This window comes from Nocardioides jensenii JCM 1364 = NBRC 14755 (assembly GCF_001552535.1).
GTDB lineage: Bacteria > Actinomycetota > Actinomycetes > Propionibacteriales > Nocardioidaceae > Nocardioides > Nocardioides jensenii.
In genome coordinates this window covers 1-20,791 of sequence record NZ_BCRJ01000007.1, presented here as the reverse complement: position 1 = coordinate 20,791, position 20,791 = coordinate 1, and the positions used below count along the sequence as shown (strand labels likewise).

26 protein-coding genes and 2 tRNA genes are annotated in these 20,791 nt (G+C 70.4%); 13 read left to right on the top strand and 15 right to left on the bottom strand.

The features are described from left to right. Nucleotides 1-70 precede the first annotated feature (70 nt). From NJ4_RS25505 to NJ4_RS03940, 3 genes are all read right to left on the bottom strand, one after another. Entirely contained in the window at nt 71-217 is a 147-nt protein-coding gene (locus NJ4_RS25505; protein ID WP_157550677.1) for a hypothetical protein, read from the bottom strand. A 241-nt stretch (nt 218-458) separates the two neighbouring features. Continuing rightward, nucleotides 459-549 (bottom strand) — tRNA-Ser (locus tag NJ4_RS03945). A 61-nt stretch (nt 550-610) separates the two neighbouring features. Beyond that, the gene (locus NJ4_RS03940; protein ID WP_245644438.1) at nt 611-1,057 is read right to left on the bottom strand and encodes a hypothetical protein; all 447 of its coding nucleotides are present in this window, start codon (nt 1,055-1,057) and stop codon (nt 611-613) included. Between the two features lie 101 nt (nt 1,058-1,158). Here NJ4_RS03940 and NJ4_RS03935 point away from each other — a divergent pair, with 101 nt between their 5' ends. After that, entirely contained in the window at nt 1,159-1,533 is a 375-nt protein-coding gene (locus NJ4_RS03935) for a hypothetical protein (protein WP_067430518.1), read from the top strand. A gap of 61 nt (nt 1,534-1,594) precedes the next feature. Next, nucleotides 1,595-1,682 (top strand) — tRNA-Ser (locus NJ4_RS03930). 53 nt (nt 1,683-1,735) lie between these two features. Here NJ4_RS03930 and NJ4_RS03925 read toward each other — a convergent pair. The 3 genes from NJ4_RS03925 to NJ4_RS03915 form a co-directional block, all read right to left on the bottom strand. Beyond that, nucleotides 1,736-1,972 (bottom strand): biotin/lipoyl-binding carrier protein, encoded by a 237-nt coding sequence (locus NJ4_RS03925; RefSeq protein WP_067430515.1) that lies wholly within the window; start codon nt 1,970-1,972, stop codon nt 1,736-1,738. A 67-nt stretch (nt 1,973-2,039) separates the two neighbouring features. Next, nucleotides 2,040-3,080 carry a hypothetical protein gene (locus NJ4_RS03920; RefSeq protein WP_067430512.1) on the bottom strand — a complete coding sequence of 347 codons (1,041 nt, stop codon included), beginning with the start codon at nt 3,078-3,080 and terminating at the stop codon, nt 2,040-2,042. Nucleotides 3,081-3,090: 10 nt separating this feature from the next. Beyond that, nucleotides 3,091-3,876 carry a carbon-nitrogen hydrolase family protein gene (locus tag NJ4_RS03915; RefSeq protein ID WP_067430509.1) on the bottom strand — a complete coding sequence of 262 codons (786 nt, stop codon included), beginning with the start codon at nt 3,874-3,876 and terminating at the stop codon, nt 3,091-3,093. Nucleotides 3,877-3,915: 39 nt separating this feature from the next. Between NJ4_RS03915 and mobA the strand changes: the two genes are divergently transcribed. From mobA to NJ4_RS03895, 4 genes are read left to right on the top strand one after another with little or no spacing between them, the layout of a single operon-like run. Beyond that, nucleotides 3,916-4,494: a molybdenum cofactor guanylyltransferase gene (gene mobA / locus NJ4_RS03910; protein ID WP_067430505.1), complete on the top strand. Its 579-nt coding sequence runs from the start codon at nt 3,916-3,918 to the stop codon at nt 4,492-4,494. A 50-nt stretch (nt 4,495-4,544) separates the two neighbouring features. Then, the gene (locus NJ4_RS03905) at nt 4,545-4,877 is read left to right on the top strand and encodes a DUF6457 domain-containing protein (protein ID WP_174524577.1); all 333 of its coding nucleotides are present in this window, start codon (nt 4,545-4,547) and stop codon (nt 4,875-4,877) included. Nucleotides 4,878-4,894: 17 nt separating this feature from the next. Further along, complete coding sequence (locus NJ4_RS03900) at nt 4,895-5,863, top strand: NAD(P)H-quinone oxidoreductase (protein WP_067430502.1); 969 nt, start codon at nt 4,895-4,897, stop codon at nt 5,861-5,863. 23 nt (nt 5,864-5,886) lie between these two features. After that, nucleotides 5,887-6,504, top strand: coding sequence for a bacterial proteasome activator family protein (locus NJ4_RS03895; RefSeq protein ID WP_067430499.1), 618 nt, complete (start codon nt 5,887-5,889; stop codon nt 6,502-6,504). Between the two features lie 134 nt (nt 6,505-6,638). Here the strand turns inward: NJ4_RS03895 and NJ4_RS03890 are convergent, their stop codons facing one another. The 5 genes from NJ4_RS03890 to serS are packed head-to-tail and all read right to left on the bottom strand — an operon-like array spanning nt 6,639 to nt 10,873. After that, nucleotides 6,639-7,301 carry a hypothetical protein gene (locus tag NJ4_RS03890; RefSeq protein ID WP_067430496.1) on the bottom strand — a complete coding sequence of 221 codons (663 nt, stop codon included), beginning with the start codon at nt 7,299-7,301 and terminating at the stop codon, nt 6,639-6,641. Beyond that, nucleotides 7,298-7,891 (bottom strand): hypothetical protein, encoded by a 594-nt coding sequence (locus NJ4_RS03885; RefSeq protein ID WP_067430493.1) that lies wholly within the window; start codon nt 7,889-7,891, stop codon nt 7,298-7,300. The genes NJ4_RS03890 and NJ4_RS03885 overlap by 4 nt, the downstream gene beginning before the upstream one ends. Nucleotides 7,892-7,948: 57 nt before the next feature. Continuing rightward, entirely contained in the window at nt 7,949-8,740 is a 792-nt protein-coding gene (locus tag NJ4_RS03880) for an HAD family hydrolase (RefSeq protein WP_067430491.1), read from the bottom strand. Then, entirely contained in the window at nt 8,737-9,540 is an 804-nt protein-coding gene (locus NJ4_RS03875; protein ID WP_407668042.1) for an HAD family hydrolase, read from the bottom strand. Before NJ4_RS03875 ends, NJ4_RS03880 begins: the two co-directional genes overlap by 4 nt. 55 nt (nt 9,541-9,595) lie before the next feature. Then, a complete protein-coding gene (gene serS / locus NJ4_RS03870; RefSeq protein ID WP_067430489.1) occupies nt 9,596-10,873 on the bottom strand; it encodes a serine--tRNA ligase in 1,278 nt (425 codons plus the stop codon). A 114-nt stretch (nt 10,874-10,987) separates the two neighbouring features. Between serS and NJ4_RS03865 the strand changes: the two genes are divergently transcribed. After that, the gene (locus NJ4_RS03865) at nt 10,988-12,571 is read left to right on the top strand and encodes a YegS/Rv2252/BmrU family lipid kinase (RefSeq protein WP_067430486.1); all 1,584 of its coding nucleotides are present in this window, start codon (nt 10,988-10,990) and stop codon (nt 12,569-12,571) included. Nucleotides 12,572-12,682: 111 nt separating this feature from the next. Beyond that, nucleotides 12,683-13,168, top strand: a complete 486-nt coding sequence (locus NJ4_RS03860) for a nitroreductase family deazaflavin-dependent oxidoreductase (protein ID WP_067430484.1) — start codon at nt 12,683-12,685, stop codon at nt 13,166-13,168. Nucleotides 13,169-13,266: 98 nt separating this feature from the next. Here NJ4_RS03860 and NJ4_RS03855 read toward each other — a convergent pair whose 3' ends face one another. After that, on the bottom strand, nt 13,267-13,662 hold the full coding sequence (locus NJ4_RS03855) for a DUF4446 family protein (protein WP_067430481.1): 396 nt from the start codon (nt 13,660-13,662) through the stop codon (nt 13,267-13,269). A 78-nt stretch (nt 13,663-13,740) separates the two neighbouring features. After that, nucleotides 13,741-14,676 carry a prephenate dehydratase gene (gene pheA / locus NJ4_RS03850; RefSeq protein WP_067430479.1) on the bottom strand — a complete coding sequence of 312 codons (936 nt, stop codon included), beginning with the start codon at nt 14,674-14,676 and terminating at the stop codon, nt 13,741-13,743. Between the two features lie 33 nt (nt 14,677-14,709). Here pheA and NJ4_RS03845 point away from each other — a divergent pair, with 33 nt between their 5' ends. Beyond that, a complete protein-coding gene (locus NJ4_RS03845; protein ID WP_067430476.1) occupies nt 14,710-15,315 on the top strand; it encodes a TMEM165/GDT1 family protein in 606 nt (201 codons plus the stop codon). 25 nt (nt 15,316-15,340) lie between these two features. Beyond that, the gene (locus tag NJ4_RS03840) at nt 15,341-16,576 is read left to right on the top strand and encodes an arginine deiminase (protein WP_067430473.1); all 1,236 of its coding nucleotides are present in this window, start codon (nt 15,341-15,343) and stop codon (nt 16,574-16,576) included. A gap of 263 nt (nt 16,577-16,839) precedes the next feature. On the opposite strand, the gene NJ4_RS03835 is transcribed toward NJ4_RS03840, so the two are convergent. Together NJ4_RS03835 and NJ4_RS03830 are read right to left on the bottom strand one after the other, a co-directional pair. Then, on the bottom strand, nt 16,840-17,775 hold the full coding sequence (locus tag NJ4_RS03835) for a DUF5926 family protein (RefSeq protein WP_067430470.1): 936 nt from the start codon (nt 17,773-17,775) through the stop codon (nt 16,840-16,842). Between the two features lie 10 nt (nt 17,776-17,785). Next, a complete protein-coding gene (locus NJ4_RS03830) occupies nt 17,786-18,559 on the bottom strand; it encodes a glycerophosphodiester phosphodiesterase family protein (RefSeq protein ID WP_067430468.1) in 774 nt (257 codons plus the stop codon). Between the two features lie 75 nt (nt 18,560-18,634). Here NJ4_RS03830 and NJ4_RS03825 point away from each other — a divergent pair, with 75 nt between their 5' ends. The 3 genes from NJ4_RS03825 to NJ4_RS03815 all read left to right on the top strand — a co-directional run. Next, entirely contained in the window at nt 18,635-19,816 is a 1,182-nt protein-coding gene (locus NJ4_RS03825) for a benzoate/H(+) symporter BenE family transporter (protein WP_067430642.1), read from the top strand. 53 nt (nt 19,817-19,869) lie between these two features. After that, a complete protein-coding gene (locus tag NJ4_RS03820; protein ID WP_067430465.1) occupies nt 19,870-20,463 on the top strand; it encodes an RNA polymerase sigma factor in 594 nt (197 codons plus the stop codon). Further along, on the top strand, nt 20,460-20,791 hold a 332-nt coding region (locus NJ4_RS03815; RefSeq protein WP_217996741.1), incomplete at its 3' end, for a hypothetical protein. The genes NJ4_RS03820 and NJ4_RS03815, both read left to right, overlap by 4 nt.

Below are 20,791 nucleotides of genomic sequence, written 5' to 3'. Positions count from 1 at the left end.
CGGGGGGATGGCTGAGGGACCGAACATGTGGGGGGTTGGTTGGTCCTCGTCTCAGGATCTAGGGGGCGGCCTACTTCTGCACCGAGGAGGGGGCCACGATGGTGCCCCAACCGGTGTCACCCGAGGTGGCCTGCGCTGGTGTCGCGACGGCGCTGGCCCCGAGCACGAGCCCGGCTGCCATCACTGTCGCTGCCAGTCGGCGAGCGAGAGTCTTCATGTCGATGTCCCCACTTCTGTCTTCTTTTTCCCCGCTCCTCAAGTGTGCGCCACCCTCACTGCATAACTCCACCAAATCGAACTGCACAAATCGGTATTGCAACTACTTGCAAATGTTTCCCTGTCCAGGGTCCCCGAAATGGGGGATGACCTGCGGTGATGCTGCCGGGAGTCCCCGAAATGACGAAAGATCCGGACCGCGTCGGGTCCGGATCTTTCCGATCTCGTGCGAGATCACAACGCGGAGGCGGAGGGATTTGAACCCTCGATGGAGTTTTAGCTCCAAACCCGCTTAGCAGGCGGGCGCCATAGACCGGACTAGGCGACGCCTCCAAGATGCGCACCTAGGGTACCCAAAGAGGGTGCCGGTCACAGAATCGGGTCACGCCACACCTCAGCGGCGTACGCCGGGGCGCCCGTCGAGGTGGTCCTGGAGCTCACGCACCAACTGCTCCCGGTCGACGGCAAGCAGTTCCACAGGGATGGTGGTGGCCTGACCGTTGCGCAGCCGCAGCACCACGCACGGCGCTCCGGCGATCGTGTCGGTGACCGCCTTCTCGACATCGCTCCAGCGCGCCTGGCGAGTGCCTGCACCGCGCACGAACCGGATGCGGTAGCCGTCGGCGGTCAACCGCAGGATCCACGCCCGCCGGTTGAGCAGCCAGCCGATCCCGAAGACCCCGACCAGGCACAGCACCACGGCAACCGAGAGCAGCCCGACCGGCGCCGCGAACAGGACCACGACCGCGGTCGTGACGAAGACGAGCCCGCCCAGGACGAGCAGGGCAACGCCCAACAATCGGGCGGCGATCTGCGGGGCAAGGCGATAGTCGGACGACACGACGCCAATTCTCCCCGACGCGCCGGACGGGGGCGAATCCGGCCTTGTCTGTGGGGGTGATGCAGGTCACACTCGAAGTCTCGGCTCCCAGGAGGTCGGTCATGAGAGATCAGGTGCAGCATGCACTCGCGGCACTCGCCCAGATGCTCGACGCCCCCGAAGCGAGCGGCACGGCACTGGGCAACTGGCGATGGACGGTTCGCCAGCGGCTGGTCGCCGTCCGCGACGGGCTGTCCCTGGAGTCGGCGCAGGCGGCCGACGGCTGGCTGGTCGCCCGGGAGGTGTCGGTGCTGCGCGAGCGCAGTGCCCTGATGACCCGACTGTCCGCTCTGGGGCCCGCCGTCCTGGAGTCCGCCGACGTCTCGGCCGTCCGCGCCGAGCTGCGCCGCGTGGTCGCCGACATCAGCCATCACCGGCAGCGCCTGCACGACCTGGCCTACGACGAGGTCGAGCTCGAGCTCGGCGGTTCGGAGTAGGCGGCGAGCGTCAGCAGTCTCCCCGTTAGACTTCCCCGTGCACTCTCTCCGGAGAGCGCACGGAGGGGTGCCGGAGTGGCCTATCGGAACCGCCTTGAAAGCGGTCGTAGGGAGACCTACCGCGGGTTCGAATCCCGCCCCCTCTGCCAGGTTGGGAGCCGAGCTCGTCGAACACGTCGGCGCTCCGCGGGACCGGCGCTCGTCAGGCGCCGTCGCGGAGCGTGATCAGGATGTCGCCCTCCTGCACGACGTCACCGTCCGTGACGCGCACGTGGGTCACCGTGCCGTCGCGCTCGGCGAGCACGGGGATCTCCATCTTCATCGACTCCAGCATCAGCAGCGTGTCGCCGGTGGACACCGGGTCACCCACCGCGACCGACACCGTCATCACGTTGGCCACCATCTCGGCCACGACATCCGTGGTCTGCTCCCGTGTCATGTCGGCGAACCTACTCGCCCGCTCGGGTTACCCGAAAGTACCCCGGTTCGGGTCAGCCCGAGGCGGCTCAGAGGAGTGGCCGGAGCCGGCTCGACTCCGGGCGTGATGCGGTCTGCTCCTCCTCGCGGCGGGCCCGGCTGCCGCGGGGGCCGGTCAGGGCCAGGTCGACTCGGATCACCACGTAGCCCAGACCCAGTCCCAGGACCGTGGAGTAGGTGACGATCAACGCGGCCTCGAGCCAGCCGGTCATCGGGTTCATCAGGATGCCGGCCACCGAGCAGGTCGACGCGACACCGAAGGCGCACACCCACCAGCCCTGACGACGCCGGGCACGCAGGTGCGTGCCGTAGACCAGGGCCGGCACCCCCACCAGCACCTGGATCGGTCGGGGCACTCCCCGCAGGTTGGCCCGCATCCATCGCACACCGTCGAGGATGTCGTCCACGAACTCTTGGGAGCCGTAGCGTTTGATCAGCTCGGCGTACGCCAGCGCCACGGTGAGGGCGACCACGCCGACCAGCACCACCACGAAGCCACGGCGGCCCAAACCGTGAAGGCCGGCTCCGAGACGGTAGACCAGCGCGCCGACGAGAAGGAACGAGAGGGCGAGGGACACGTAGTCGTAGCGCTCGAGGGACACCGTGGGCCGGAAGCCGACCACGCCCAGCGCCCCGATCGCCGAGACCGCGACGGCGATGGCGATCTCACGTGCGGCCAGTCGGAACCGGCGCGCCGGCACGGTGGCCATCACCGCGAGCACCGCGGCGACGACAGCGGTCAGGGTCGCGGCGCCGGTGCGCAGCCGCTCCATGTCCGAGAGGACGGCGGCCAGCGCCAGGGCCAGCGCGAGAACCCCGAAGACGACCGGCCGGCCCCCGGTGCGCGCGGCCAGCGCCACCGTGTAGACGCAGGCCAAGGTGACCGCGGCGGCCTGGTCGAGCCAGGTGGGGCCGACGCCGAGAACCGAGCACAGGGCGGCGGCGACCGCCAGCACGACCGCCGTGACGGCGGCCGCGATCACCGTCGTGCGCCCCCGCTCGCGGGAGACCGCGGGTCGGGTCTGGATACGCTGGGCGACCCGGCGACCGGTGGCATGTGGGCTGGACACGGCGCACAGGTTATCCCGCGAGGTGTCGACGGTTTGCCAGAGAGGGGTTGGTCTTGCGGGCGTCGGCGATCACCTGCCGGCGCAGGGTCGCGGTCACCAACGCCGGATCCGCCCCCGCGGACGCCACGACGTCTCCGAAGGGGTCCACGACCAGCGAGTGGCCGGTGTAGCGAGGCGCCGCCTGCCCGACGGCGAGGACGTACGTCGTGTTCTCGATCGCGCGGGCCCGGACCAGGGTCTGCCAGTGATCGATCTTGCGGGCGTGCTCCGCCTCGCTGCGTCCCGGCACCCAGGCCGCCGGAACCACGAGGACATCGGCCCCCTCGTCGACCAGGGCTCGCGCCAGCTCGGGGAAGCGGAGGTCGTAGCAGGTCATCAGGCCGACCCGGAAGCCTCGGACGTCAATCACGGTGGGCGTCCACTCGCCGGCAGTCAGCCGCTCCGACTCCTGGTAGCCGAAGGAGTCGTAGAGATGGATCTTGCGGTACTCCGCACTCACCGCACCCCGCACGATCAGTGTGTTGAACGGGCGGCCCGGGTCGGGGGCGGTCTCGAACATCCCGGCAACGATCGTGCGTTGCGCCGACGCCGCCTTCGACACGGCCGTGCCGAACGGCCCGTCCACGGACTCGGCGAAGGCCGAGATGTCCTCCCCCGGCGAGCCGAAGTCGCGGGCGAAGGCCTCGGGCAGGACGACGAGGTCGGCCTGCACGTCGAGTGCCTCCACGACAGCCCGGTTCGCCGCGGGATCGAGCAGCGCCATCTCCTGCACCAGGGCCACCGTCAACTCATCCATGCTCTCCAGCGTGCCAGACGCGGGTGGAAGGATGCAGCCATGACCACGACCATGCCCCCGCTCGCGCTCGGCGCGATCATCCTGGCCGGAGGGACGGCGGCCCGCATGGGCGGAGTCGACAAGGCGTCGATCGAGCTGCACGGCCGCACCCTGCTCACCCATGCGCTCGATGCGGTGATCGATGCCGGCGAGGTCGTCGTACTCGGAGACTGGGTGGCCACCAACCGCCCGGTGACCTTCACCCGGGAGGACCCCCACCAGGGCGGGCCGGCGGCCGGGATCCTGACCGGACTCGATGCCTTCGCCCGGTCACCGCGCCACGTCGTCATCCTGGCCGTGGACATGCCCCGGGTGTCGATGGCGACGATCGCACGCCTGCGATCGCGCGTCGGCCGGCGCGACGGCGCCGTGCTGTGCGACCTGACCGGGCGACGACAGCTTGCCATGGTCGTGGACGCGGATCGGCTGCGTGCCGTGCGTCCGCCGTACGGCGACGAGTTCGGCATGCCGCTGCACCGCCTGTTGGACGGGCTCGACCTCGTCGACGTCCCGGCACTGGAGGACGAGGCGCGTGACATCGACAGTTGGGCGGACCTGCGCGACCTGGGAGGGTCCTGAAGTATCCGAAAGGGCTTGCGCTGAAGCCCCCGGGGCACGAATCTGGTGGGGTGAACCTCCACGACTGGATCGATGAACTGTGCGATGTCCTCGACATCGAGCATGAAGTCGACGAGGCGTTGGTGCTCGACCTCGCCCGCGACGCAGCGCACAACGTGCAGCGCCCCGCCGCGCCGATCACGACCTACCTGCTCGGCTATGCCGCGGCCGTGCACGGCGCCGACCCGAGCAAGGTCGAGCAGCTGGCTGGTCAGGCCAGCACGCTGGCCACCAGCTGGGAGCGTCCGGCCGACGCTCCCGACCCCGTGGACATCGACGATCCCATCCCCGACGACAGCGCCGTCGACCACACCGGCGACAGCATCGAGGAGTTCGAGGACTGACCTCCTAGGCTGGCCCCATGCGTGCCGTTGTCGTCACCGATCCAGGTGGCCCCGAAGCCCTGACCGTCGTCGACCTGCCGGACCCCGAGCCCGGCCCGGGCGAGGTGCTGGTGAAGGTCGCCGCCACGGCGATCAACCGGGCCGACACCCTGCAGCGGCAGGGGTTCTACCCACCGCCGCCCGGTGCCTCCGACGTGCTCGGCCTCGAGTGCAGCGGCACCGTTGCCGGGCTCGGTGAAGGGGTCACCGACTGGCAGGTCGGCGACCAGGTCTGCGCCCTGCTCGCCGGCGGCGGGTACGCCGAGCTCGTGGCCGTCCCCGCCGGCCAGTTGATGCCCGTGCCTGAAGGGGTCTCCCTCGTCGAGGCCGCGGCCATCCCTGAGGTGGCCTGCACGGTGTGGTCCAACGTGTTCATGATCGCCGGCCTGCAGCCGGGTGAGAAGTTCCTGGTGCACGGCGGAGGCGGTGGCATCGGCACGTTCGCGATCCAGCTCGCCTCGGCCATGTCGGCGAAGGTGTTCACCACCGCCGGCTCGAGGGAGAAGCTCGCGGTCTGCGCCGAGCTCGGCGCCGACGTGACGATCAACTACCGCGAGGAGAGCTTCCTCGACGTGCTCACCGAGGCCGGCGGCGCCGACGTGATCCTCGACAACATGGGCGCGAAATACCTCCCGGACAACGTCAAGGCGCTGGCCACCGAGGGACGCCTGGTGATCATCGGCATGCAGGGCGGGGTCAAGGGCGAGCTCGACATCGCCCGGCTCCTGGGCAAGCGCGGTGCGGTGATCGCCACCTCACTGCGGGCCCGTCCGACCGAGGAGAAGTCGGCCATCTGCGCCTCGGTGGTCGAGCACGTGTGGCCCCTCATCGAGGACGAGCAGGTGCGGCCGATCGTGCACACCACGCTGCCGCTGGAGAGCATCGTGGAGGCGCACCAGCTGATGGAGGACAGCAGTCACGTCGGCAAGATCCTGATCACCTTGTAACCCCCTCCTACTAGGCTGGGGTCATGAGTGCGAACCAGCCTGAGGACCACGTCATCGTGATCGGACCGGACGGCCAGCCGATCGGCTCCATCCCCGCCGACGCCCTGAACCCCGAGGCCATGAGCCAGAGCGCGGGCAAGGCCCCCGCCGAGGAGCAGGGCGACGAGGACGACGAGCGCCACATCACCGAGCTGGTCGAGCAGCCGGCCAAGGTGATGCGCATCGGCAGCATGATCCGTCAGCTTCTCGAGGAGGTGAAGTCGGCTCCCCTCGACGAGGCCAGTCGCAACCGGCTCAAGGAGATCCACCAGTCCTCGATCAAGGAGCTGGAGGCCGGCCTCGCCCCCGAGCTGATCGACGAGCTCGAGCGACTCTCCCTCCCGTTCGCCGAGGGCACGCCCAGCGAGAGCGAGCTGCGCATCGCGCAGGCCCAGCTGGTCGGCTGGCTCGAAGGCCTCTTCCACGGCATCCAGACCGCGATTTACGCCCAGCAGGTCGCCTCGCGCGCCCAGCTCGAGCAGATGCGCCGGGCCCTGCCGCCCGGCATGCTCCAGCAGGCTGCCGGCCAGGACGACGGTCAGCCCGGCCAGGGCGCTCCGGAGCAGCAAGGCGAGGGCCCGCAGTCCGGCATGTATCTCTGAGCCTCGGATCCACGGACAGAGCGAGTGTCGGCCGGGCGGCGCTCCACCCCGGGAGCGTCTCGAGTCGTCGAGTGCACGGTTCCTGCTGATTCCGACGCCGTGGACGACATGGATCGTGCACTCAGCGCGAAGGGTCAGGTCGTGCGCCGGGCGGTCCGGACCGCGGCGATCGACGCGATCACCAGCAGGCCCCCGACGAACGGCCAGACCGGCACCCCGTCCCCGTTCTCGACGTCCTGACGATCGGCGTCGGTGCTGTCCGGATCGGCGCTGTCGGGACCGGCGCTGGTCGGCTCGGAGCTGTCCGGCACCGTCGGCGCCCGACCCGGCCCCGCTGTCGCCTCGACCTTCGCGACCAACCGCGCTCCCGCGGGCGCGGAGCCGCTGCACAGTCCGGTGAACACCAGCTCGTCGTCACCGGGCGCACCGTCGGCCTCGCGGCCGTCGTACGTCGCTCGCGAGGTGGTCAGGAACACCCACGGCGTCTCCGGAGGGACGTCGAGGCCGCACGAGGAGGACGACGCGTCCGTGGCCACCTGCATCATCGGCGCCACGTCGCCCTTGAATGCCCGGTCGACCTGGACCCTGAACACGCGCTGCTGGGACTCCGTCGACTCGTCGACCGAGGTGACGCTTCCGGTGAACACCTGATCGGCGCCCTGCACGAGTCGTGCTGTCGGGAGCATCGCGCACGAGCACGCCTGCGCGGGAGGTCCGAAGAAGACGATCGAGCCGCCGACCGCGACGATGACGGCCACGAGCCGGGCCACGGACGAGGCCAGCCCCGTGAGGCTCACGCTTGTCGGGTGCGGCCGAGGAAACGGGCCAGGATCAGCACGAGTCCGCCGACCAGGGCCAACAGCAGGCCGGGTGCAATCGCCTTGGTCGCGTTCGGCGGCGCGGAGTCATCGACCCGCTCGGTCTCGACGGACAGGTCGTCGGCGGGCTGCTGATCGGCCGGGGCGGAGCCCTTGCCCAGCACACCCTCGACGTCGGCGCGAACCTCCGGTGAGATCGCCTGGGTGCCCTGGAAGCTGCGCGCCTGGTAGGCGTCCTTGGTCACCGAGCCGGCAACGAAGAGATACCGGTTGCCCTGCTTCACCCCGACCAGTCCGCAGCGGTCGCGCTTGGCGGGTGAGCTGACCGTGACCTGGCTCTTGACCCGGGTGCCCTTGTAGACCCGGTCGACCGTGACGACGTACAGCGTGGTCACGCCGGCGTCGGCAGGATTCGCGGTCACCTGCGCGACCGTGCCGGTGAAGACCGCCTCGGCGTTGGTCAGCTGCTTGACCCGGGGTGCGGCAGGGGTCTCGCAGGCGTAGGCGGTCGCGGGGCTGAGCGCCACCCACCCGAGTGCGAGCAGGACGAGCACCATCAAGCGCCGCATGGCCACCTCCAGAGGTCGGGTCGGTTGCTCCAGCGTCTCAGAGTAGTGGGCATCGGGTCACAGACCGAACAGGTCGGCGAGCGTGTGAGCCACACCGTCCTCGGCGTTGCCCGGTGCCACGTGGTCCGCGACCCGGCGTACGGCCGGATGCGCGTTGGCCATCGCGTAGGACGTGCCGGCCCACGCGAGCATGGGCACGTCGTTGGGCATGTCGCCGAAGGCCACGACGTCGACGGCATCGATGGCGAGCTCGTCGCAGAGTCGGGCCAGCGTGGTCGCCTTGGTGACCCCACGGGCCGACATCTCCAGCAGGGAGAACGTCGAGGACCAGGTCACCTCGAGCTGGGTGCCGACCAGCTCCTCGGCCTGCCGCCAGTAGGTCTCGGGGCCGATCTCGTGGTGGAGCGCCAGCAGCTTGACCACGGTGTCGTCGAAGATCGCCTCCAGCGGACCGATCTCGATGCCGAGGGGCTCCCGGTGACGGCCCATGAACCCCTCCTCACGAGCGAAACCGCCGGTCTTCTCGAGCGCGAAGAACGTGCCGGGCACGGCCTTGCGCAGGGTGGTGGCCACCGCCAGCGCGGTGTCTCGAGGCACGGTCAGTGCGGTGCGGACCGTGTGGGTCGCGACGTCGTAGACGATGCCGCCGTTGGAGCAGACGGCCAGGCCGTGACCGCCCACGTCGATCCACAGGTCGTCCATCCAGCGGATCGGGCGACCGGTGACGAAGACGACCGGCACCCCGAGCGCCTCGACGGCCAGCAGCACCTCGCGCGTGCGGTCGCTGACCGTGCCGTCCGGGCCGAGCAGCGTGCCGTCGAGATCGGTGGCGACCAGGCGTGGCGTCATCCGAAATAGAGGTCGAGCTCGGTCGCGGCACCGTCCTGGTCGACCGGCAGCGTCACGTGGTCTGCCGCGGCCTGCACCTCGGGCACGGCCTGCCCCATCGCGACCGCGCGACCGGCCCAGGCGAACATCTCGAGATCGTTGCGGCCGTCGCCGATGGCGAGGGTGTCGGCCGCGTCGATGCCGAGGTCGGAGGCCACATGGGCGAGGCCGGAGGCCTTGGAGATCCCCTGGGGGGCGAGGTCCATCCAGGCCGTCCAGCCGATCACGTAGTCGGTGCCGTGCAGGCCGAGCTTCTTCGCCAGCTCCTGGAAGTCGTCGACGGTGGCGTCGGGGTCGCGGATGATCACGCGACTGACCGGCTCACCGACGAGATCGGCGACGTCGGTGATGGTCATCTGCCCCGACAGCTCCCCGTCGGGAAAGAGCCGGTTGACGCGATAGCCCACCCCGCGCTCCTCCACGCCCACGAGGGCGGTCGGGTGGTGCTCGAGAACCGCGGCCACGGCGCCCGAGGCGTCGAAGGTCTCCTCGTGGACCACCTCGGCCGGCGGGTAGCGCAGGACGACCGCGCCGTTGGAGGCCACGATCCAGGTGCGGTCGCCGCCCTCGAGGGGTAGGCCGAGCTGGTCGGCGATCGGCGTCATGCCGTGCAGGGACCGCCCACTGGCCAGGACCACGTGGGCGCCCGCCTCGGCTGCCCGGCGTACGGCCTCGACGACCGTCGGACTCACCTCACCGTGCACCGTGCCGGAGCCCTCGACCCAGCGCAGCAACGTGCCGTCGATGTCGAGGGCGACCAGCTTCGGCGTCCATCCGTCGCGCGGGTGGTTTCGGGGCAGGCGCTGCGCGCCTTCCTCAACCACCGGTTGGCTCCAGCACTTCGCGGCCCTGCAGGAACGGCTGCAGGGCCTTGGGCACGCGCACCGATCCGTCAGCCTGCTGGTGGGTCTCGAGGATCGCCACGATCGTGCGTGGGATCGCGCACAGGGTGCCGTTCAACGTCGCCACCGGCCCGATCTTCGTGTCGTACCGGCCACGGATGTCGAGGCGGCGAGTCTGGAACTCGGTGCAGTTCGAGGTCGAGGTGAGCTCTCGGTACTTGCCCTGGGTGGGAATCCACGCCTCGCAGTCGAACTTGCGCTTGGCGCTCAGGCCGAGGTCGCCGGCGGCGGTGTCGATCACCTGATAGGCCAGCTCGAGCTTGTCGAGGAACTGCTTCTCCCAGTCGAGCAGCCGTTGGTGCTCGGCCTCGGCCTGGTCGGGGGTCGTGTAGACGAACATCTCCACCTTGTCGAACCAGTGCACCCGGATGATGCCCTTCGTGTCCTTGCCGTGCGAGCCTGCCTCCTTGCGGAAGCAGGGGCTGAACGCGGCGTAGCGCCGGGGCAAAGTCTCGCCGTCGAGGATCTCGTCGGAGTGGTACGCCGCCATGGCGACCTCCGAGGTGCCGACGAGATACATCTCCTCGCCCTCGATCTGATAGACGTCATCGGCGGCCTGGCCGAGGAAGCCGGTGCCCTCCATCGCGCGGGGCTTGACCAGGGCCGGGGCGATCATCTGGGTGAAGCCGGCCTCCCGGGCCTGCTCCATGGCCAGGTTGATCAGCGCGAACTCGAGCTCGGCGCCGACACCGGTGAGGAAGTAGAACCGGCTGCCCGACACCTTGGCGCCGCGTTCGAGGTCGATCGCGCCCAGCAGGCGGCCGAGCTCGATGTGGTCGCGCGGCTCGAAGCCCTCCGCGCCGAAGTCGCGCGGGGTGCCGATGGTCTCGAGCACGACGAAGTCGTCCTCGCCACCGGCCGGCGCCTCGTCGGCGGCCAGGTTCGGGATGCTGAGCAGGGCCAGCTGCCACTCCGCCTCGGCCGCGCTCTGGGCGGCCTCGGCGGCCTTCACCTCGGCGGCCAGCGTCTTGGTCTGAGCGAGGAGCTGCTGCTTCTCGTCGCCCTGGGCCTGGGGGATCAGCTTTCCGAGCTTCTTCTGCTCACCACGCTTGGCCTCGAACGAGGCGATCGCCTCACGGCGGGCCGTGTCGGCGGAGAGGGCGCGATCCACGACGTCGTCGGAGAGTCCGCGCTTGGCCTGGGCGGCTCGGACGCGGTCGGGTTCGTCTCGGAGGATGCGGGGATCGATCATGCGGCAAGGCTATCTGCCGCATGATCCACCGGTCGCGTCGATTACCCCGTTGGCGACGACAGGACGGCATACTTTGGGGCTGACCGCCCAGTAACCCCACGAAACGGCCTGCCTGTGATCGACCGCCCCCGCGCCATCGTCCTGAGCTGGTCCGCGCTCTGCTTCGCCCTGTTCGTGCTGCTCACGGTGCTGGTCACCAACGCCTGGGGGCCCCTGCACGACTTCGACCACGACGTCACCCGGTCGGCGGCCGAGTGGACCCGCGAACGCGGGTGGCTGCCCGACGCGCTCCACGCACTCGAGCTGGCCACCGGCACGATCGCCTCTGCGGCGGCCACCCTGCTGACCGGGGTGCTGCTGTGGGCAAAGGGGTATCAGCGGGCGGCCGTCTTCGTGGTCGGCGTCGTCGTCGCGACCATGGCTTCGGTGCACCTGCTCAAGTGGGCCGTCGACCGGGACCGCCCGCGCTGGTGGGTGCCCGAGGAGCAGCTGACCAACGGCTCCTTCCCGTCCGGCCACGCGTCGTACGCCGCCGCGCTCGGCGGCGTGCTGCTGGTCGTCTCGGTCATGCTGCTGCGTCGTCGAGGGCTGCGGCACCTGGTCTGCTGGCTGCTGGTGCTGGCGTTCCTGGTGATCTGTGCCGACCGGATCCTGCTCGGCCGTCACTTCCCGACCGACCTCCTCGCCGGGCTGCTGCTGGGAGTGGGTTTCGTCCTGCTCGGCCTGGCCTTCTACTCCCCCCTGCCCCGGAGCACGGTGCTGACCACCGCTCCACTGGTGACCACGGTGCCGGCGTCGAGCCGGGACCTGCACGTCGTGCTGAACCCGATCAAGGTCGAGGACGTCGGCCAGTTCCGGTCGATCGTCTCCGCGATGGCACGTGAGGCCGGCTGGTCGGAACCGTCGTGGCACTACACCACCGTCGAGGACCCGGGCACCGGCATGGCCCACGCCGCCTCGGTCAGCGGCGCCGACCTGGTGATCGTGTGCGGCGGCGACGGCACGGTCCGCGAGGTCTGCGCCGAGCTCGCCGGCACCGGCATCCCGGTCGGCATCATCCCGGCCGGCACCGGCAACCTGCTGGCCCGCAACCTCGCCATCCCGCTCTACATCCGCTCAGCGATCGACGTCGCCCTGAACGGGCAGGACCGGGCGATCGACATGGTCGAGGTGTCCGGCGACGGCCTCGACGGCACCACCCACTTCATGGTGATGGCCGGCATGGGCTTCGACGCCGCGATCATGGAGGGCGTCAACGAGGACATCAAGAAGAAGGTCGGCTGGCTGGCCTACGTGCTGTCCGCCTTGAAGTCGCTGATGTTCCCCGCCGTGAAGGTGGAGGTCTCGGTCGACGACCAGCCGGCCACCGTACACCGTGCCCGCACCATCCTGGTCGGCAACGTGGGCTTCCTGCAGGCCGGTATGCCGTTGCTGCCCGACGCACTGATCGACGACGGCGTGCTGGACGTCGTACTGCTGCACCCGAAGAAGTTCCTCTCCTGGATCCCGCTGGCGATCCGGGTGCTGACGAAGCGCTCCAAGACCGACGAGACGATCGAGCGCTTCACCGGCCGCAAGGTCGTGGTCCGCGCGGCCACCGACACCCCCCGCCAGCTCGACGGCGACTCCATCGGCCCGGGTCGCGAGCTGGTCATGGAGTGCATCCACGGTCGCCTGCTGGTTCGCGTCCCCCGCTGACCTCCCGCACACTCGTGAGCAACGCGAGGTCACGGTCGCTCCACACGTTCTGCGACGCGTACACACCGTCACCGCCACCGCACAAGTGACCCCCGCACTAGGCTGCCCGCCATGTACGACGCCTACGCCCGGCTGGTCCGGCCGCTCACGATCCTGCTGGGCAGTCAGCCGTGGCTGCCCCGCATCAACACGCAGATCGTCGCGGTCGACCGGTTCATCCAGCGGATCACCCGTGGCCGGATCGGGCTGGTCAAGCTCGGCGGGCTCACCGGGCTGATGGTGACGGTCGTCGGCGCGAAGAGCGGAGTGACCCGCCGTACGCCCTTGCTGTGCGTGCCCCACGACGGCGGGTGGCTGATCGCCGGATCCAACTGGGGCGCCCCCGAGCCGCCGGCCTGGGTCGGCAACATCGCCGCCGCATCCGAGGCGTCGGTCAACTTCGAGGGCCGCTCGTACGCCGTCGTGCCGCGCGAGGCCATCGGTCCCGAGCGCGACGAGCTGTGGACGGTGATGAACCGCGCCTGGCCCAACTACGCAAAGTACGAGCAGCGCACCGATCGCACGATCCGGGTCTTCCACCTGCGCCCGGTCGCCTGACCTCACCGCACACCGGGACTTGTGCGTGGTGGTGACGGTTTGCACCCGTCACAGAACGCGTGTCGAGCGGCGGTGACCCCGCCTCGCAACGAGGGAGGTCAGGGGCGGGCGTGCCCGATCGCTTCCACTTCCTCCGGGGAGAGCTGCTGCTCGCACTTCCACGACGCGATGCTCTTCGCGTAGGTGCGGGCCTCGCTGCGGCCGTGGATCGAGGTGACCACGACGCCGTGTCCGCCGTCGTCGAGCAGCGCCAGCGACCAGCTCAGGTGACCGCCCATGTCACCGAACGCGTCGTAGCGCACCACGGCCAGGTGCTTGAGCGCGTCGGCGGCCTCGCGTCGCAGGGCCGCAACCTCGCGCCGGAGCCCGTGCACGTCCTCCGGGAGAGCCGCCTCACCCTCGCCATGACCGGCCACGCGACTCCGGGTCGTCAGGGACACGGCAAGTGCGATCGCGCCGAGAGCGATCGCTAGACACGCAAGGGCAATCTCCATGGGCGCAGCCTAGTGGTCAGCGACACAGGTTCGTCGGGGCCACGACGGCCGTTCGTCGATGTCGTCCGGTGACGACGATCAGTAGCCGTCGCGCAGGCGGGCGAGCCAGCGCTCGGCGTCCCGGAAGTCCGCATCGCCGGTGCCGTCAACGATCTCCGGTCGTACGCCGTCCACCCGGGCGTAGGACCCGAGGAAGCGCACGTCGTCACACATGCGGTGCAGGCCCATCAACGCCTCCCCGACGCGGGCCTCGGCGATGTGTCCCTCGCAGTCGATCGAGAAGCAGTAGCGCCCCAGCCCCTGGCCGGTCGGACGCGACTCGATGCGCGAGAGGTTCACGCCGCGCAACGAGAACTCCTCGAGCAGCTCGAGGAGCACGCCGGGGTGGTCGTCGCGGATGAACGCGACCAGCGACGACTTGTCCGCACCGGTCGGCGGCGCAGGGGCGCCGGGCCGCGTGACCAGCACGAAACGGGTCTCCGCATCGGCGGTGTCGGCGATCCGCGTGGCCAGCACGGCCAACGGGTAGTGCGCGGCCGCCAAGGGAGCGGTGATCGCCGCGTCCCACTCCGCACCCTCCACGAGCCCCGCCGCGGCCGCGGCAGTGGAGGTCGTGTGCACCACCTCGGCCCCGGGCAGGTGCGTGGCCACCCATCGCCGGGTCTGCGCCGCGGCGTGCGGGTGTGTCGCGACCCGCCGGATCGCCTCGACGGCGGTGCCGCGGGCGGCCAGCAGGGAGAACTCGATCGGCACTGTCACCTCGCGGGTGATCATCAGCGGATCACCGGTCGCCAACTCGTCGAGGGTGACCGGCACCGACCCCTCCACGGAGTTCTCGATCGGTACGACGGCGCCCGCGGCCTCGCCCTCCCGCACCGCGTCGAGGGCGACCGTGACGGTGGTGCACGGGATCAGCTCGGAACGGTCGGCGGCCGGCAGCGACCGGGCGGCCTGCTCGGTGAACGTCCCCTCCGGGCCGAGGTAGGCAAAACGGGCAGGGGGCACACCGGGCATGGGCCAAGACTAGACAGCAGATAGATTTCGGGCATGGACTTCGTGGTCGCCGCACTCGCCTTCGGCGCCATCTTCGTCGTCGAGCTGCCCGACAAGACCTTCATCGCCACCCTCGTGCTCAGCACGAAGTTCCGGCCGCTGCTGGTGTGGATCGGGGTCGGCCTGGCGTTCCTCGTGCAGACCCTGATCGCCGTACTCCTGGGCAAGGCTGCCGGCCTGTTGCCCACGGACGCCGTACACATCGGGGCGGCGGTGATGTTCCTGATCGGGGCCACACTGCTCTATCGGGAGGCCGCCAAGGCCGACGCCGAGGAGGACGAGACCGAGCAGGAGTTCGCCGAGAAGGCCGGCACCGCCCCCAAGCAGGGCCTGGCCGCGGTCGGCGCCAGCTTCCTGGTGCTGTTCGCCGCCGAGTGGGGCGACCTGTCACAGCTGCTCACCCTCTCGTTGGTCGCGAAGTACGACGACCCGGTCAGCGTGTTCGTGGGTGCCTGGGGCGCGTTGCTCGCGGTCAGCGGCCTGGCCGTGCTGCTCGGCCGGGTGCTGATGAAGTACATCTCGCTCAAGGCGCTCCACCTGCTCGGCGGCACGGTCTGCCTGCTGCTGGCTGGGCTGACGATCTACGAACTGCTGCGCTGACCCGGGCGGGACTAGAGTGCGTGGCATGTTCACGCACGGCGCCGACAGCGAGGTCGGAACCCTCAAGACAGTCATGCTCCACCGGCCCGGACCGGAGTTGAAGCGGCTCACCCCGCGCAACAATGACCGGCTCCTCTTCGACGGGATCCCCTGGGTCAGCCGGGCCCAGGAGGAGCACGACGCGTTCGCCGATGCTCTGCGCAACCGCGGCGTCGAGGTGCTCTACCTGACCGACCTTCTCACCGAGACGCTCGCCAGCGAGGACGCTCGCAACCATGCCATCACCACCGCGCTCTCGGGGCTGCATCTCGGCGACACCCTGCGCGACTACCTGGCCGTCGCGTTGCGCGAGTGCACGCCGGTGCAGCTCACCGAGTACCTCACCGCCGGTATCCGCAACGACGAGGTGCGCGGCGGCCACGGTCTGGTCACCTCGCTGCTCCCCCAGGACGAGTTCCTGATCGACCCACTGCCGAACCTGCTGTTCACCCGTGACTCGAGCGTGTGGATCAAGGACCGGGTCGCCATCACCTCGCTCGCAATGCCGGCTCGCACCCGCGAGACCCAGCTGACCGAGCTCATCTACACCGAGCACCCGCGCTTCCGCGACGTCCCCGGCGGCACCCGCAAGATCCACGGGTGGCACCACGAGCACGTCGAGGGCGGCGACGTGCTGCTTCTGGCTCCCGGCGTCATCGCCGTCGGCGTCGGGGAGCGTACGACGCCCGCGGGGGTCGAGCGACTCTCGCGCCAGGTGTTCCACGCCGGCCTGGCGCACACGGTCCTCGCCGTCCCGATCGCGCAGGAGCGGGCCACCATGCACCTCGACACGGTGTGCACGATGGTCGATGTCGACAAGATCGTGATGTACCCGAACGTCGCGGACTCGTTGCAGGCGTTCACGGTGACCTCCAACCACGCGGAGACCGAGGACTTCGCCGACCTGCGACTGCACGTCTCCGAGCCCGAGCCGTTCCTGGTCGCCGCCGCCAAGGCCATGGAGATCGACACGCTGCACCAGATCGACACCGGACTCGACCCGGTCACCGCCGAGCGGGAGCAGTGGGACGACGGCAACAACACCCTGGCCATCGCGCCGCGGGTGGCGGTGGCCTACGTGCGCAACGACGAGACCAACGCCCGGCTCGAGGAGTCCGGCATCGAGGTCATCGCGATCGAGGGTTCCGAGGTCGGCTCCGGCCGCGGTGGCCCGCGCTGCATGTCGTGCCCGATCACGCGTGAGCCGCTGCCGGTCGACTGACGGGCACGGGCGGCGTACTCCGGCACTTGTGCGGTGCGGTGGTCGCTCGCGCGGTGTCACACCGCGTGCTCAGCGACCGCAACCCCGCCTCACACGCGGCAACGCACGGGCGACGGCGTCAGGAAATGTGAAAGCCCGGCCGCTGTTGACGGGGGATACAACAACGACCGGGCGAAGAAAAACCTACGTCAAGAGTGACAGGAACACAACTGCAACCGCACAACTCGATGCACGAAATGTCCGGTGTTGTTCGTCACGCCTTCTCAGCGGATGGTGACCTGCCGGTTGGCGAGGCCCGATCGGGCCGACCGCTCCTCGGCGCTCAGCTCGAGGTCGGAGTCGAGCGCGGCGGCGAGGTCGGCCGCGAATGCGGCGGCCGGCTTCTCGAGCACCTCGGGTCCGGTGCCGACCGGCAGGTCCCAGACCGGGACGAGCAGGCCGTGCGCGCGGAACATGCCGACCAGGCGGGCACCCTCGACCAGCACGTCCTTGCCCTGCACGTGCAGCTTGGCCAGGGCGGAGAGCAGGTCGTCCTCGGGCTCGGGCATCGCCCAGCGCAGGTGCTCCTTGGAGCCGACGTTGGTCCAGTACGCCGCGTCGACGCCGGCCAGTCGCGCGGTCGGGTTGACCGCACCGTTGGCCTGCTCGAGCGCGGCCAGCATGGCCGGGCTCTGCTCCTCGACGTCATCGATCCAGTAGCCGAAGCCGTCGTGCACGGTGATGTCGAGCGGCGCGTCGTCGAGCAGGTCCTGCAGGCGGGCGCCCTCACCCGGGGCATCGGTGAGGCCGACCACTCCGGCCTCGGCGGTCAGGGCCTGCTCCAGCACGGCACCGAGGTCGCGCGACGGGTCGCCGAAGTTGTGCTGCACCTGGAGGCCGAGCCAGATCGCGCCGTCCTCGCGCACCATGGCGGGAGCGGCGCCGGGCAACAGGGTGCACAGGCGCACCGAGCGGTCGCTGTCCTTGAGCCTCAGCGGCGCAGTGGCCGCGGGCACCAGCTCACGCAGCGCGATCAGATCGGTCTCGGAGGCCAGGCCCTCGAAGGGCCGGGCCACGAAGGCCTGCGGCGGACCGTCGGCGGCACCGTGACAGGCCTTGTAGCGACGGCCCGAGCCACACGGGCACGGTTGACGAGGACCGACGGCGCCGTCGACCGGGGCTGCGGTGTCGCGGGTCTTCTTGCGTGAGCTCTTTCCCATGGCGGGCAGGCTACCCGCGCACGCGCTCCAGCATGTACGCCGGCCGGTCGGTGATGATGGCTTCGACGCCGAGCCGGCGGCACAGCTCGAGCTGCTCGTCGGTGTTCACCGTCCACACGTGGATCCGCCGCCCGGCCTCGCGCAGGCGACGACCCAGGCCCGGGTGGTCGGTCAGCTCTCCGATGCCCGGCCCGATGATCCACTCCTTGCTGACCACACGGCGCAGCATCGGCCAGTGATGCGCCCGGTCGACGAGCATCACGATCGGCAGGACCGGGGCGAGGCGCTCCACCCGCTGCAACGCGGTGTAGGAGAAGCTCATCACCCGGATCGGGGAGTCCTGCGCGGTCCAGCCGAACTCTCCCAGCATCTCCACGAGTCGTCGCTCCACGAGTCCGCCGTACCTCGTGGGGTGCTTGGTCTCGATCGCCACCTCGATGCGGCGACCGGCGTCGGCGACGGTCTCGAGCAGCTTGCGCAGCGTGAGCACCTTGCCCAGCTCGGGGTCCATGTCCGGCGCCTCGTCGTCGAGCTCCGACCACGGCTTCTTCCACGAGGCGAAGTCGAAGGCGTTGAGCTCGTCGAGGTCCATGGTCGAGACCACGCCGCGGTTGCTCGCCGTACGCCGCAGGTCGCGGTCGTGAACGCAGACCAGGTGGCCGTCGGCGGTCAGGCGCACGTCGCACTCGAGGCCGTCGGCGCCTGTCTCGATGGCGGCGAGGTAGGCGCCGAGCGTGTGCTCGGCGATCTCGTGGCTGGCGCCCCGGTGGGCAACGACCTGCATGAGTCGACGCTACTCGTGCGCACCGCCGTGCCGATTCACCTCGGCGAGCGTTTCGCGGCCGATAGCCTGCGCGTCGTGACCTCCACATCGGCCGCCCGTACGACGCACGCAGTGCTGGCCGGCGTGATCTGCGGCTTCGTCGGGTTCACCAGCTCGTTCGCGGTGGTGCTGACCGGCGTGCACGCGGTCGGGGCGTCGGCCGACCAGGCGGCCTCGGCGCTGCTCGTGCTGTGCCTGGCCATGGGTCTGGGCACGGTGGCGTTCTCGTGGCGGCTGCGGATCCCGATCACGATGGCGTGGTCGACGCCCGGTGCGGCCCTGCTGGCCACCGCCGCCGTGCCGCACGGGGGCTTCGCGGCCGCGGTGGGCGCGTTCATGGTGTGCGGGGTGCTGCTCGCGCTGTGCGGACTGGTCCGACCACTCGGCAACCTGGTCGCCCGGATTCCACCGACCCTGGCCAACGGCATGCTGGCCGGGGTGCTGCTCACCCTGTGCGCCGCCCCGTTCCTGGCCGTCGTCGACGAACCCGCGGCCATCCTCCCGGTGATGCTGGTCTGGCTCGCGTTGACGGCCTGGGCCCGACGGTGGGCGGTGCCGGGCGCCCTGGTGGCGGCGATCGCGGTGATGGCCGTCGACGGCGTGTTCGGCCAGCTCGCGGCCGGCGCCGCGAGTCCGACCATCACGTGGGTCACCCCCACGTTCCACGGCGGTGCCCTGATCGCGATCGCCGTCCCGCTGTTCATCGTGACGATGACCTCGCAGAACATCCCGGGGATCGCGGTGCTGGCCTCGTTCGGCTACCGCCCCGACATGCGAGCGCCGCTGGCGTACGCCGGCGCGGCCTCCACCGTCGGCGCCGTGGGAGGCGGGCACGCGATCAACCTGGCCGCCATCTCAGCGGCTCTGGCGGCCGGCCCGGAGGCCCACCCCGACCCCGACCGGCGTTGGATCGCCGGGGTCTCCTGCGGGTTCACCTACCTGGCCTTCGGCCCGCTCTCAGCGCTGGTGACCGAGGTCGCCTCGGCGGCTCCGGCCGGACTCGTCGAGACGATTGCCGGGCTGGCCCTGCTGGGCACCCTGGCCGGTGCCGCAGCGGCTGCACTGGGCGACCCGGAGCACCGGGAGGCGGCCGCGTTGACGATCGTCGTGGCCGCGTCCGGGATGACGATCGCCGGTGTCGGGGCCGCGTTCTGGGGCCTGGTCGCCGGGGCGGCGTACCTGCTGGTCACCGGGTGGCGAGCCCGCATCGGGCGGTGAGTCCCCGGGTGGCCGACCGGGCAGTTCGGACGCATCTGATAGAACCTCCGGCTATGTCCAGCGCGGAGGACGAGCTCGAGGCGGCCCTGGGTCGGATGCTCGACGGCGACGATGACGGATTCCGGTTCGTCTACCGCAGCGTGCAGCCGGCACTGCTGCGCTATCTGGGCGTGCTGGTGGGCCTCGACGAGGCGGAGGACATCGCGTCGGAGAGCTGGGCTCAGGCGGTGCGCGACCTGCGAAAGTTCCACGGACGCATCGACGGCTTCCGTGGCTGGATCACCACCATCGCCCGCAACCGGGCGCTCGACCACCTGCGCTCCCAGGGACGTCGTCCGGCCATCTCCGCACCCAACGAGGACCTGCCCGAACCCCGTCCCGGAGGCGACGCTGACCACGGCGCGATGGAGGCGATGTCGACCGACGCGGCACTGCACCTGATCAGGCAGCTGCCCCGCGAGCAGGCCGAGGCGGTGATGCTGCGAGCCGTGATGGGACTCGACGCGAGGACCGCCGGTGAGGTGCTGGGCCGGCGAGCCGGCGCCGTGCGTACGGCGGCCCACCGGGGGCTGAAGACGCTGCGGGACCTGCTGACCGAGACGCCCAGTAACACTTTTGAGTCGCCCGACGCTGATGGAGTGAGATGAGCACACGACACGGATCCCGACTCAGCCGCAGGTCTGCCGACAAGGCACTCGACCTGCACGCCGGCACCGGCGCTCCCCAGCTCGATGCCCTGCTGCGGGCCGCGGCCGCCCCCGCGTCGGGCGAGGCCGCCGGCGAGGCTGCAGCCCTGGCGACGTTCCGCGCTGCTGGTCTCCTGTCCACGACCCCCACGGGAAGACTCACGATCATGAAGCGCGCCACCTCACGTCTGCTCACCGCCAAGGCCCTCGCCATCGGCGTCATCGCCGTCTCCGGAGCGGGCGGGGTCGCCCTCGCCGCGACCACCGGTCACCTGCCGAACCCGGCAGC